8 protein-coding genes and 2 pseudogenes are annotated in these 13,432 nt (G+C 45.6%); 5 read left to right on the top strand and 5 right to left on the bottom strand.

Features of this window, described 5'->3' with window-relative positions; genetic code table 11:
* Window positions 1-83 precede the first annotated feature (83 nt).
* The 4 genes from greA (at window position 84) to OC23_RS00035 (ending at window position 2,229) form a co-directional block, all read left to right on the top strand.
* Window positions 84-560 carry a transcription elongation factor GreA gene (greA, locus tag OC23_RS00050; RefSeq protein WP_038341894.1) on the top strand — a complete coding sequence of 159 codons (477 nt, stop codon included), beginning with the start codon at window positions 84-86 and terminating at the stop codon, window positions 558-560.
* Window positions 561-660: 100 nt separating this feature from the next.
* Window positions 661-876, top strand: coding sequence for a hypothetical protein (locus tag OC23_RS00045; RefSeq protein ID WP_038341892.1), 216 nt, complete (start codon window positions 661-663; stop codon window positions 874-876).
* A 62-nt stretch (window positions 877-938) separates the two neighbouring features.
* Complete coding sequence (locus OC23_RS00040) at window positions 939-1,559, top strand: CatB-related O-acetyltransferase (protein WP_038341890.1); 621 nt, start codon at window positions 939-941, stop codon at window positions 1,557-1,559.
* A 232-nt stretch (window positions 1,560-1,791) separates the two neighbouring features.
* Window positions 1,792-2,229, top strand: a complete 438-nt coding sequence (locus OC23_RS00035) for a universal stress protein (RefSeq protein WP_038341887.1) — start codon at window positions 1,792-1,794, stop codon at window positions 2,227-2,229.
* A gap of 66 nt (window positions 2,230-2,295) precedes the next feature.
* On the opposite strand, the gene OC23_RS00030 is transcribed toward OC23_RS00035, so the two are convergent.
* Together OC23_RS00030 and OC23_RS00025 are read right to left on the bottom strand one after the other, a co-directional pair.
* The gene (locus tag OC23_RS00030; protein WP_038341885.1) at window positions 2,296-2,808 is read right to left on the bottom strand and encodes a hypothetical protein; all 513 of its coding nucleotides are present in this window, start codon (window positions 2,806-2,808) and stop codon (window positions 2,296-2,298) included.
* A 98-nt stretch (window positions 2,809-2,906) separates the two neighbouring features.
* Window positions 2,907-3,224 (bottom strand): annotated as a pseudogene (locus OC23_RS00025) (MGMT family protein).
* 91 nt (window positions 3,225-3,315) lie between these two features.
* Here OC23_RS00025 and OC23_RS00020 point away from each other — a divergent pair.
* Window positions 3,316-4,044: a metalloprotease gene (locus OC23_RS00020; RefSeq protein ID WP_038341883.1), complete on the top strand. Its 729-nt coding sequence runs from the start codon at window positions 3,316-3,318 to the stop codon at window positions 4,042-4,044.
* Here OC23_RS00020 and OC23_RS00015 read toward each other — a convergent pair.
* The 3 genes and pseudogenes from OC23_RS00015 to OC23_RS00005 form a co-directional block, all read right to left on the bottom strand.
* Window positions 4,041-5,774, bottom strand: coding sequence for a CapA family protein (locus OC23_RS00015; protein ID WP_038341882.1), 1,734 nt, complete (start codon window positions 5,772-5,774; stop codon window positions 4,041-4,043). The genes OC23_RS00020 and OC23_RS00015 overlap by 4 nt on opposite strands.
* An 11-nt stretch (window positions 5,775-5,785) precedes the next feature.
* Window positions 5,786-7,456 (bottom strand): poly alpha-glucosyltransferase, encoded by a 1,671-nt coding sequence (locus tag OC23_RS00010; protein WP_038341880.1) that lies wholly within the window; start codon window positions 7,454-7,456, stop codon window positions 5,786-5,788.
* Between the two features lie 116 nt (window positions 7,457-7,572).
* A pseudogene (locus tag OC23_RS00005) lies at window positions 7,573-13,368 on the bottom strand (BapA/Bap/LapF family large adhesin); the annotation flags it as partial.
* Window positions 13,369-13,432: the final 64 nt, after the last annotated feature.

Below are 13,432 nucleotides of genomic sequence, written 5' to 3'. Positions count from 1 at the left end.
GATAAAGTCCCGTCACCTTATCGGTGGCGGGCTTTTTCTTTTTTTAATCCTGTATTTTCCCAACCAATTTAGAGGGGACCAAAATGCAACGTTATCCTATGACTCCGGAAGGCAAGCTTGCCTTAGAAAAAGAGTTACAACAGCTAAAAACAGTTGAGCGCCCACGCATCACGCAGGCAATTGCTGAGGCACGTGAGCATGGTGACCTCAAAGAAAACGCTGAATATCATGCAGCACGCGAACAGCAAGGTTTCTGCGAAGGCCGTATTCAGGACATCGAAGGCAAACTTGGTGCTTGTCAGGTAATTGATGTCAAAGAGCTTGAGCAGAATGGCCGTGTTGTGTTTGGTGTAACGGTAACGATTGAAAATCTGGATACAGAAGAACGCAAGACCTATAAGATTGTAGGTGATGACGAAGCGGATTTTAAAATCAATAAAATCTCGGTCAATTCACCGATTGCACGTGGCCTTTTAGGTAAAAATGAAGGCGATGACGTGAAAATCCAGACACCGCAAGGTGAAGTTGAATATGAAATCGTCAGCGTGGAATATCTCTAATCCTGCGACAGATGTATTCATTAGAGAACTCTTCATTTATTGAAGAGTTCTTTTATTTCAGGCATCTTGTTTCTCAGTACAATAAAAATGAGAGACTGTTATGCAAGACCGACTGATCAGTGCCTGTATCTATGCAATTGCCGGGATTTTTCTGGGCCTTTTAATCAGCATGGCATGGGCCCCTCATCTGGAGATCCCCGCGCATCCGGTTGCAATCATCATCAAAACAGCCTTTCTCTGTGGATTGTTCGGTTTTTTATTTCCGAACCAGATTCAGCGTTTGTTTGGCTGGATATGGAAATTTTTCTCCAACTGACGCCTCCCCCGACTTTAGCAGGTATAATGGCGAGGCTGTCTTTCTGTTATGTTCATCAAGATATGGATCCATTCATCAACTCTCCTGTAAAGCACTGGTGCGAGTTCGAGTTTATTGCTAAAACCGTCAAAAATCCTAATATCCATATCAAGGGCAACTATTCTTATTATTCTGCCTATTGGGATCAGGGTTTTGAACGTTGTGTAGTGCGTTATCTACATGATAAGCCGTCCACTCCCGAAAAACCGATTGATCAACTTCATATTGGTAATTTTGTCTGCTTCGGCGCCGAGTGTGTGATTATGATGGGTGGCAATCAACTACACCGCCCCGACTGGCTCTCGACCTTTCCTTTTGATACACGCAGCTTTCTGCCTGCGGGCGACACAGTGATTGCAGATGGCTGCTGGATTGGCAGTCGTGCCATGATCATGCAAGGGGTGAAACTGGGTGAAGGAGCTGTGGTGGCAACAGGCGCTGTGGTCACTCAGGATGTGCCGCCTTATGCGATTGTCGGTGGTGTTCCAGCCAAGATCATCAAATACCGCTTTGCTGAACAGGACATTGAAAAACTGCTGTCTCTAAAGCTTTATGATCTGGATGAAAAGCAGATTTTAAACATGCGTGAACAGTTACAAACCGATGATGTGCAGAGCTTAATCGATTTTCTGACAACCTCCTGATCCTGACTACCCGATCAGTGATACATTCCTGCGCCTTCCATATTTGTAGAAACTTCATGTATCTGGAATAAAACCTGAATATAACCATGTGCTTATAAGCCACCCCTATCTCTATAAAAATACTAGGTTTTATTCTCATGATGACAGGTTTAGAATAGAGTTATAGCTCATATATTAAGCAAATTTTATTAACTCAATTCAATGCAAAATCATAAATATAAGGAGTAACAACATGGCTTATCAAAAAATCTTAGTGGCAATTGATGACTCCGAAATTGCGGCACATGTTATTCGTGAAGCAGCTCAACTGGCGAAGGCGCTGAATAGTGAACTGACCGTTGTTGAAGTAATGACATTAGATCCCTATCTGGCAGATGCCTATATCCGTATGGGACAAAGCAATGACCTGATTGAACGTGTCCGGGGTTATGTCCAGGATAACCTGAACAAGGCTGAACAAAAGTTTGAGGAACTCGGGTTGACGGTAGCCACACAGGTTCTTGAAGGTTTTGCAGTGCATCAGGAAATTATCGGGGCCGCCCAAAATCTGGGAGCTGAGCTGATTATTATGGGTTCACATGGACGCACAGGTTTTAAACAGTTTGTACTGGGAAGTGTGGCACAGAAAGTTTTAGCCGAAAGCCATATTCCAGTCTTGATTGTGCGCTAAAAAATAGACACTCATGGATAAATAAAAAAAACATGGTAAACCTTTACCATGTTTTTTATTTTTTAATTATTGAGTTTTTAATTCAATAGGTTGAGCTTTTTCTAAAACCTCTTTAGAAAGCACATTCGTGGAAACAATTGTTAATGTTTGAGCATTTGCCTGAAGATTATCTTTGTTTAAATCGTTTAAAACCACATTGGTTTCTTTTGTATTTAAACTATACATTGCCCCAGTCGCAGGATCGACAATTAACAAGCCAATTACCCCCCCAAATAAAATATTCCCGATATACCAGCCATTCATGCTCGGAGTAACTTTAATTTCTTTCTTTTCATAGCCTTCTTTTTCAAAAATAACCGTATATCTTTCAGGAACAAAGAAACCAGCACCACGATTTAAACTGACCGTAACTGGCGCTTTACCCACATGAATTTTTTTTCCGTCACGATTTAAAATTGTAATATCACTTAACTCAGGTGTGCTTTGAAATGTCATGGTTTGGGTTTTACCTGAGATAATGCTGGCACAACCTGATAAACTGAGAACAACAGCCCCGAAAAGTAGAGAAATTTTTTTCATTTAAATACCAAAAACAACAATGTAACTTTATGTAATCGAATTGTAAATAACATGTAAAATAATTTCAAGAGATTAATTAGAGTCTATGCAGAGATTATTTAGGGCTGCCAGCCAAAGATTTTTAAACTGACCTTGCCATTTAATAAATAGATCCCCTCTTGTTCTAATAATATCTGCTGGACATTTTCGCCGCGCTCATTGAGGCGAGTTACACTGATTTTCCCCTGAGAATTAATCACCCGATACTAGGGAATTTCACTGTCTTTATCTAAATGCCTGAGTACATAACCGACTAAACGTGCATGTTTAGGCAAGCCTGCCAGCTTGGCAATTTGACCATAACTGGCTACTTTGCCATAGGGAATCAGGGCAATCACTTCCAGAATTTGCCGATGTAGTTCATTGGTATCTGACACAATACAACCTCTAAAAATCTGCTAAGATGATCAAAATCATGCAAAAACGCACGTAACAATAATTAAAATCTAATGACTTGAGAGAACAAAAATGCGGTTAAAGTTCACAGCACTGGCAGTATTATGTCTGGTCTTTGGTGCATCGTGTAGCACTCAAAAGCCCCCCGTAAAAATCACACCATATACATATCCATCAGACATTCCCGATGACCTGCCTGTGGTCAATGTCAGCTTTGTTTTTACCACTAACCGGCCAGAGGCTCAAAGATTTGATCATAAAAAACAGATGAATAAGGAACTGGCTATCCTGAATCATTATTTTGTTGATGAGAATAACCGGAAAATCTTTAGATTTAAAATGCACCGCTATTATTCTTATCAAGATTTTAGCAAGCGAAAATGTGATCTGGCGAATCATTTAAATCAACCGAAAAGCTTGATGGCCGATAACATTCCTGCAGCTGTTCAAAACTGTTTTCCACGTCGCAAAAGCAAGGAAGTCCTGTTTTTTATTTATGATGCTTACGGCGATAAACTCAAATATGCCGACATTACCAGCTGGGGGTTCAGAAATCGTGGACAACCCTTTATTTTAATTGACTGGGAACGTCTCAACTACCAGATTCAAGCGGCCAGTGTGCATGAAATGGGACATGCGTTTGGGCTGGGCCATGTATGTACACCCAATGCCACCAAGGCAACTCCGACCAATATCATGAGCAGCTATGATTGTAAACTGGGTAGCGGTGGCCGACGTAATCTGGGTTTTACCAGAGAGCAACTGAGTATCATGCTGAACAATTATAACCGTTATCCCTAAAAGCTGAGCTGTATATAGTGACCTAAGGCATCCTGCCCCGTCAGGTAATCATCTGGTGCCAATGACCGGGCCAAATAGCGACATACCTGTTCAAACTGTTCTTTATTGACAGGATAGGGTTGCCAGAAGCTGTGTAAATTATCGGTGAAGACAGGATAAAGCTGTACACTTTGCGCCTTGATATTGATTCGGACCACCAGCCCGTATGGCAGGGCCTGATGTTGTTCAAACTCGCCATTGCTATTAAACACGCCATTACCAATCCCGAATATCACCGGTTTATGGTGGATACGTTGTATCGGCTGAATGGTATGCGCCCCATGACCAATGACCAGATCTGCCCCCAGTCGGGTTAATACTCCGGCCAGTTTTTCCTGTTCAGGATGGGTGCTTTTAAAATCTACGCCCCAATGACAGATCACAATGATCTTATGCTGCGGATATTGCTGCCGGTACTGCATGACCTGCTCAAATAAAACGGCATTTATGGCTGCCACTCCAGCACTGTTGCCCAGTGCATAAAAATCATGCTGTTGATAAGCCGTTTGCCGGTGCCAATAGCCATTAAAAATCGCCACATTCTGTTGTTGGCCATGAATGTGCAGGTATTGATGGGCCTGCTGTTGATCGGTGCCTGCCCCGATAAAATTGATCCCGTTCCGGTCTAGCAGCGCTAAGGTATGTTTAAGGCTTTGGGCGCCGTAATCCATTAAATGGTTATTGGCCAAACACAGGGTATTCAGATGGATACGTTTAAATTCAGCCAGCGTGGGTTGAGGTTTTGCGCCCAGAATAAAGGCTTTTTTGCCGGTTAACGCAGAATCGTCATCAAGATTGAATACGGCTTCAAAGTTGGCAATATTGATTGCATCTTTGTGGAAAAAATGTTTGATCCGCTCAAAAGAGTGCGCATAGCCATAACGTTGCAGCGCATCCTGCATTCCCCTGAGTTTTCTTTTACGGCTATAGAACTCGCCGAAATAGGTATCGCCGATGATCGTGACCCACTCATTTTTTGCCTGAATTTGCTTGGCTGGCAATAGTCCCGGCTCAAAATAATGGTAATACGGCAGCAGATGATCAATCCGGTGCAGTTGATCCAGAAGATAAAAGATACCTAGACTTTGATTGGCATGACGATACGAAAAATAATAATGTTGCTGCTGATCTGAAAGCACCAGAACAGCATCAAGCTGATGACAGCCCAATACCGCACTGAAGGGTGCAATTTCCTGCCCTGCAAGCTTGAATGTCTTGACGAAGACCTGCTGTAATCGCGCCAGAGGCTGGCTAAAGATCGCTTGTGCCAGGCCGGACAGGCTTTGCAGGGTATTCAGCGCATGGCCTTTCGCCTTGGCAAGATGCAAGCCAAACTGCCCTGCTGTCTGCGCCATTTCGATTTGCGCCTGCTGCCAGTCACCAAACAGCACATGGCCCAGAAGCTGCTGGACTGCCGCGCTTGGCGTAAAGCTTAAATACTGCAATATCTCCAGAACAGACGTTTCCTGTGGCAAGAAATGTTCAAGCTGGGACTGCTGTATAGCTAGCGCTGGCTGCGCTATTGTCACCCTGTCTTCAGGTTGTAACCGGCCGGTGCCAATCTGTTCCAAAGTCAGATAGATTAAAATCCAGTGACCATAATCGCCCGCGATTTCAGTCTGCCAAAGCGGGTGCCGATAGTCTTCATGGCCAATCTGGCTGATGATCTTGATCTCTTGGGATGGGCGCATGGGTTTTATCCTCAAGCATTTTGATCGAAGTGCTGGAGGTAGGCCACATAACCGGAAAGATTATGTTCCTGATCATCAATACGCACACGAAAACGGTCATGCCGCACGTAAAAGGCATTCAGGCATTTTTCAGGATGTGCCATATACATGGCAACTTCCGGATAGAAAAATCCACTCCGCTGGAACTCGCTGCGAAACTCGATCAGCTTTTTTAAATCTTCAAACTGTGCCTTGGCAAACAGTTCATCCATGCCCAGATCACGCATCCGGCATAACATTTGGTAAGCCGCCATCATCATTTCCAGCAAGGTGGCATAGGCCGTTTTACGGTTGCGGATAAACACCAGATGCCTGCGATAATTGTTGATCCCAAATTGGAAATATCTTTCTTCAGGACAAATCTTGGTGAGTTCATTGCAACAGTAACTCAGCCAGTGATCATGGTAACGGTCATATTTCTGTTCGATAAAGCGTTCAAACATGCGCTTGACCGTTGCAAGCAGCTTTTCATCGGGCTGTAACTGATACAGACGTAACAAAGCCAAGGCTGCTTCACCGTCATAATAAATAATGCGGAATTGCTGTTTTAGGCTGTAGTCAGGATAATGCAGGACATGCACGGTTTCCCCGGCTTCATTGACCATCGACAAAATGCCATTGGCCAGAGCCTGCGCATAGCCCAAATACTGGTCATCCGCCGTGATTTCCTGATATTTACTCAGCATTAAAATCGCAGCGGCATTGGCCCCCAGCTTGATTTCATGCAGTTGGCCGGGATCTGTGCCATCCAACATATAAGCCAGACCAGTTTGCCTTTCGATATAAAAATGTTTTAAGGCATATTCAATCGCCTGACGGATTTTTTCAACGCGCGCTGCCTGATAATGCACTGCAAGCGTTTCGATCAGGGCATAGGTCGAGGTGCAATGCCGAACCGTGTTATAACTGCGGATTTCACGGTCATAAGCGGGGAAAAAACCATAGACAAAACGTCCGTCAGGCTGGATCTGCTGTTGCAGAAACTGGCTATTGGCCTCAATCAGCTGCCGAACATGTTGTTTTTTTGATCCGGTTAAATAGCGGACTCCATGTCCGGTAAAGCGGCTTTGCAAAGGCAATAATTGTCCATTTTCATAAAATACCGCATGGCTATCAAAACTCCATACCTGCCGGAGTTCATTTAAGTGTATCTTGACAGGCTGGCCCGGATATTTAGTGCGGATACCGTGATTCAGGTTATCCTGATCAACAAAATTGGGCGTGTCATAACTCAAGCCACGGATGATCGCCTTGCCATAAAGCTCCTGTTCCAGAAAACAGATATGGAAGTGTTCATCGAAACTGAGGCCTTTACGATAATGATTATTATGAAACTGGCTGGTGATCTGTTGCACGATTTCCTGCCAGTTTTCCTGCCGGATATGATACGCAATATCAAATTTTAAAAATTCGTCGAGTTGGCCCTGCTCATGCCATTGCTGCTCCAGAAAAGCAAATAACTGGCTTTTGGCCTGCTGAAAGCTGGTCAAGGTACTATTCCAGACCTGGCAACGTTGTGTTCTTGCGCCATAAGACATGAAAATAACCGTATGGGTGAAACCCAGATGTTGCTGAACCTTTTCAAAGTAAGCGCTGAGTTGATGTTTGAGTTGTTCAAGTGCTGAAATCGTCGTAATGGTCATATATGCAGTTGTTAGAATTTTTAAGCGTTTTAAACAAGATAGCACAGTTTTTCATGATCTTCTCAAAATGAAAAAAGAGAACCCGGAGGTTCTCTTTTTCTATGACGGAATCAGGATTAGTAGATGATCTGATGGTTATTTAACAGGGTATTCAGATCAGTTGTAACCCCTTCAAGTACGATCAACGGTGTATATGTACTGCTACCAATGATACCAGGATCGCCATTACGGTCGATCTCAATCGTTGTATTACCACCACTGGTTGTAACACGGACGTATTCACTGATATTAAGTGCATTTTGATCGCCATCCAACAGATGCTGGATATCAATCTTGTCTGCCTGATCATTGTAGTTTGCCGCACTGGCATTGGTGTTTCCAACCACAAAGTCAGTCCAGTGATCTACACCGTTACCTCCCGTATTGGCACCATTGCCAGCCGATGCCGCACTACCATTGAGGATCTGGTAGATCAGCGTATCGGAACCGGTACCTGTTGTGAAGGTATCGTTTGCAGCTGTACTGGTGTAAAGCAGGTTGTAATCTGAATGCGTCAAGTTGATGTTCAATGTTGAGGTTGACTCGACACCTGTTGCAGAAATGATCTTGTAATCAATACTGTCTGCTGATGACAGGTGTGTAGTGACATTGACATCATTCGGACGGTATTCATACGCACCATTGGCCTGCATGATCAGGATACCGTTACCGGTGCTAATGCTTTGCCCAACGGCATCCACATACGATGCTGATACGCTGTCCCAGACCTGAAGTTTGTATCCTTCATGTGTTGGAAGGCCTGTATCTGCAACGCCACCAATGTTGTCACCGAGCAATACATTACCATTGACCCATTCAGAACGGTATTGATCCAGATGAATCGCTGTAGTGGTCACACTGGTATCCAGTGTTGTCGCACCCAGAGATGCCCCTTGCAAGGTGTATTGAACACGATACAGACCTGCGGCCAGATAATCGACATTGTCCTGGAAGGCCACACTGCCCGCCTGAATCGTTGCCAGACTACCCAAGGCAGTTTGCGATCCGGTGTAGATGGTATTGGTCCATGTTACACCGCCGTCTGTACTGCGTTGAATCACATAGCTGACTGTTGGCAACAGGCTCGCCAGTGGCTGCGCAGTATAGACCGCTGCCAGATCAATATTGGCTACTGTACCTGCTGCTACCGTAAAGCTGTTTGAGGTCACCGAAGTCGAACCAAGCAGGCTGATGGTGATATTCGGACTATCGACATCAACAGCAGCATCTCTGGCATTTGAGAAGTCTTTTGTTGCCACTGCCGTATCCGCATTGGCAGCAAACTCAACCACTCCGTCATTTGCCGGGTTGGCTGTATCCCAAACCACTTTCGCATCTGGTGAACCCACCTGGATATGCAATTGTGCAGTATCGGTTGCACCCGTCAGAACGTCACGGATGGTATAGGTAAAGCTATCTACCTTGCCTACCGCACTCAGATCATTGGTATTTGGTGTATAGGTATAATGACCATTTGCAGAAATGACCAGCGTACCATACGCTCCAACAATCGTTGTGTTGGTTCCCACTGTTTCTACAGGCGCACCAGCCACTTCCGAAGTGACAGTTGAAACCTGTGTGGTCAAGGTAATTGAATCGCCGGTTAACACATTGCCATCTGCAACAATTGCATTGTTGGTTGCAGTTGCTGTGTAATCGAAGTCATCTTTCACCACACTCATGGTACCCAAGATACCGATGCCCGCACCGGTGTAAACCATGAAGGCACGGTATTCACCCTGACCCAGGTCAGGTACGGTTACACCAATACCACCACTACCTAATAAACCGATGTTGAGCAAGCCTGTGCTTGAGCCACCATCGATATTGTGCCATGTACCATCGGCCGCTTTTTCTTGCAGTACAACCTTGTAGTCATTGAATAAAGACAATGAAACTGTCGGTGCATAAGAGAACGTTACATCTGCATCATGTCCGGCAGCGATACTGAATTTCACACTTGGTGTGCCCAACAGTGAAACGTTGAGATTTTCAGTCAAGCCAACCAGTACCAGATAGGTCGCAGAACCTACCGCAACACCCAGTTGTCCTTGTGGTACCACATCAATGCCTGCCGAAACCACATCATCAATCGCATCTAGCGGTGTAGTCACGATATCTGCCGGTTGCGACGGATCTGTCGGGTTCCAGGTCATATCGACAGCATCGCTATCAATATGGAAGTACAAGGTCGCTTGTGATGAATTGACGCCATCTGTCAAGGTATAGGTAAACTGATCAACCTGGCCTACACCACTGGCATTGGCATTTGGTTGATAGCTGTAATTACCGTTGGCATAAATCGACAAGGTACCATGATCACCAACAATCGTGGTTACGCCAGTGGCATTCACGGCATGTGCGACACCATTGAATTCAACGCTGGTAATACTGCTAAAACCAGAAGCAGTATCGGCATGGCCATTTAGGCCGATGTCATGGATCACGTTACCTTCAGCCGCCTGTACGCTGTATCCGGTAATGTTGGTTGCATCATAGACATCTTTCTGGACAGAAAGCGTACCAAGCAGGCTGACACCGACACCACTGCCAGCATAGGTCATGAAGGCTCTGTACTGGCCTGCACCTAAACCGTCCAATGTCACGGTGTTACCGCCAAAGGCTGCAAGGCTCAGTAATTCAGCATCACCGGTGCCATGTACAGCAACCCACTTGTTGGTTACCGGATCGAATTTCTGTACCACGAGTACATAGTCGGCAAGCAGGCTTGCACTGATCAATGCACTGTAATTGAAGGTCACATCGTTCAGGGTCTGATCTGTCAAGGTGAAGGTCACACCCGCCGAGCCAAGCTGGAAGTCAAAGTTATCGGTTAACGATACCAGTGCCAGATATCCATGGCTGCCTACCGCAACATCGTTGCCAATTTGCAGATATTCAGGATTGATCTCGGCAACCGCAAGGTCATCGACTGCGATCACAGGTGTGCTGTTACCGATAGTGAAGTCCAGACTAGCACTTGCAAGGTTGCCGCCCATAGGGTCTGACAAGGTGTAAGTGAAGTGGTCTACCAGACCGATATTCGCATTGGTATTATTCGGTGTATAGATATAATCGCCATTTGCGAATATTTTCAGGGTTCCGTACTGACCGACAATGGTTGCACCATTGGTGAGGTCAACAGGTGTGGTTACCCCGTTAAAGGTAACCGAACCAACTACGGTATAGCCTGTAACAGAATCGGCATTGGTGCCTGTACCCAGACCGGTAATCACGTTGCCTTCGGTCGCAACACCAGTGTAATCCACCTGTGCCGGATCAAAGACATCCATGGTACCTGTCAATGTACCGAGGATACTCTTGCCATAGAGGCCGTTATAGGTCATGAAGGCACGGTATTGACCTTCTTGCAGACCTTCCAGTACCACACCCGGTGTAGCATTCAGGCCAATACCCAACACGCTGAGGTTAAGTAAAGAGGCTTCACTGCTACCGGTAATTGATTCCCAGCGTCCTGTTGTTGCATTGAATTTTTGAACAACCAGCTGGTAATCACCCAATGCACCTTCATTGATCAGGCTGCTGTATTTGAAGGTTGCCGTTCCTTGCTCACCCGCAGCGACATTGAAGCTCACTGTGCTGTTCACGAATGGTAACGGAGCCTGCAAGTTAATACCCGCCAACGATAGCAATGCCAGGTAAGTTGCACTGCCCAGTGCGCGGTCATCTTCAATAAGATGAGGTTGCGCTGCAATTCCTGCATTTACAGCATCATCTGCTGCAACAATGCTGACAGTTGCAGGTTGTGACGGATCTGCAGGCCAGTTCATATCCACAACTTTACTATCTAGATGTACATAGAAGGTAGCTTGTGAAGTCGTGCCTGAAGCCGGATCACGCAAGGTATAGGTAAATTGATCTACCTGTCCTAAACCAGCACTGTCAGGATTTGGTGTATAGGTGTAGTCACCATTTGCATAGATCTGCAACGTACCGTGAATGCCGTTAATCGTTGTTGGAGATGCATTTACTGCAATACCATTAACTTCGCTAATGACACTGTTTGGAGTGGCAATATCGATTGCGCCATTGGTATTTGGATCAGAGATCAAGTTACCATGCGCTGCAACAACATCATATCCGGTAATTACCGCAGGATTATACAGGTTGACTTCACCATTCAAAGTAACGCCAATCGCACCGCCAACTGCGCCATTGAAGGACAAGAATGCTCTATATTCACCTTCAGTCAAGCCAGCGATCTGGGCGGTTGGCGTTGTGCCTAATAAGGTGAGATTCAATAATGAACGGTCACCCGTACCATTTACAGCTTCCCATTGACCGGTAACCTCATTGTATTTTTGCAAGACAACATTGTAGTTACCCAGTGCCGATGCACCAATCAGGCTGTTGAAGCTGAATGTTGCAACACCTTCTTGTCCGGCTGCGACATTGAAATCTACCGTATCCACCGTCAGAAGTTGCAGGTCGACCAGATTTCCGACATTGAGCAATACGCCATAGAATGCTGAATCTGTTTCTGTGCCCACCAATTGATATTGCGGATTGATTTCCACTTCAACCAGATTGTCTGCAGCACGGATCGAATCAAACACAATATTCAGATTGGCTTGTGTTGTCGCACCTGTGACCGGATCAGTCAGGGTATAAGTAAACTGATCGGTATGGCCTACACCTGAACCATCAGCAAATGGTACATAGGTGTAACTGCCGTCTTGATGGAACGTAATCGTTCCATATAAACCGGTGAAGGTTTCACCATCTGCATCAATCGGATGACCGTTTACAGAAGACACAATGGTTGTCGAGGTGATTTGATCGACTTGTCCTGTTGGATCAGGATCAAGAATCACGTTACCTTGCGCATTGCCGACTTCATAGCCACCCGGGATAGACAGGTCGTAATCATCCATGGTTGCAGACAAGGTACCAAGTACACCCAGACCCAATAAGCCATCATAAGTCAGGAAGCCACGGTATTGTCCTGCTTCCAGGCCTTCAAGCACTGCGCCCGGAACATTACCGACACCCAGACCCAACAGATGCAAGCTAATCAGTGATGCATCGCTATCGCCGTGGAGAGATTCCCACTGGTTGGTGGTCGTATTGAATTTTTGAACTACCAGTTTGTAATCTGACAACAATGCTGCATCAATTAAACCGCTGTACTGGAAGGTTACAGTGCCTTCATGGCCAGCTTGTACTTCAAAGCCGAGCGAGTTACCGCCAAGTTGAAGATCAATTCCCGCCAATGAAGTTAACAACAGGTATGACGTACTACCCAAGCTCACATCATCTTGAACCAACGAAGGTTGCGGGCTAAGTACGGCATGTCCAATGTTATCGTAAGCAATCAAGGTACCGGTATTTACGGTATAAGTCACATCACCGGTCACATTACCGACGTTACCTGCTGCATCAGTGGCCTTCACAGTTACATTGATGGTCTTGTCAACATCAGCAACCAGCTCTGCACCTGCAACTGAAATACTCCATACTCCGCCAGCTTGAACAGTCGTTGTGATCTCTACGCCGTTTACATTGACGATAACAGCATCACCTACTGTAAACTCACCGCTAACCGTACCACTGATGGTTTGGTTGACGGTAGCTTCAGCCGAATCAATGATGTTGTCCCCGGTAATCGGATCAATCGTAATGGTCGTTGTAGCACTATCCGGTGGCGTAATATCCACGGTATAGACTTGCGTATCAAGGATGTTACTGCTGTTACCTACAGCATCCGTAAAGGTCGCTGTCGCTGCAATGGTCTTGTCATTATCTGCCAGCAAGTCGCTACCTGCCACATCCGCAGTCCATGTTCCTGCTGCTGCATCAACTGTTGCAGTATAAGTCACGCCATTGATGAGGAGTGTTACCACAGCCGTTGCTGCATCTGCAGGAATACCGGTCAGGGTACCCGTGATGGTCACTGTGCCAGTTGATTCAACTGCA

Origin of the sequence: Acinetobacter sp. A47 (assembly GCF_000805455.1) — a bacterium.
Lineage (GTDB): Bacteria > Pseudomonadota > Gammaproteobacteria > Pseudomonadales > Moraxellaceae > Acinetobacter.
The sequence above is the reverse complement of the archived record's forward strand: the minus strand, read 5'-3'. Positions and strand labels throughout refer to the sequence as shown.

What these genes read in the sequence shown, in the direction of transcription:
- OC23_RS00045 (WP_038341892.1), top strand. Translation starts at nt 661, where the DNA reads ATGCAAGACCGACTGATCAGTGCCTGTATCTATGCAATTGCCGGGATT.
- OC23_RS00020 (WP_038341883.1), top strand. Translation starts at nt 3,316, where the DNA reads ATGCGGTTAAAGTTCACAGCACTGGCAGTATTATGTCTGGTCTTTGGT.
- OC23_RS00015 (WP_038341882.1), bottom strand. Translation starts at nt 5,774, where the DNA reads ATGCGCCCATCCCAAGAGATCAAGATCATCAGCCAGATTGGCCATGAA.
- OC23_RS00035 (WP_038341887.1), top strand. Translation starts at nt 1,792, where the DNA reads ATGGCTTATCAAAAAATCTTAGTGGCAATTGATGACTCCGAAATTGCG.
- OC23_RS00040 (WP_038341890.1), top strand. Translation starts at nt 939, where the DNA reads ATGGATCCATTCATCAACTCTCCTGTAAAGCACTGGTGCGAGTTCGAG.
- greA (WP_038341894.1), top strand. Translation starts at nt 84, where the DNA reads ATGCAACGTTATCCTATGACTCCGGAAGGCAAGCTTGCCTTAGAAAAA.
- OC23_RS00030 (WP_038341885.1), bottom strand. Translation starts at nt 2,808, where the DNA reads ATGAAAAAAATTTCTCTACTTTTCGGGGCTGTTGTTCTCAGTTTATCA.
- OC23_RS00010 (WP_038341880.1), bottom strand. Translation starts at nt 7,456, where the DNA reads ATGACCATTACGACGATTTCAGCACTTGAACAACTCAAACATCAACTC.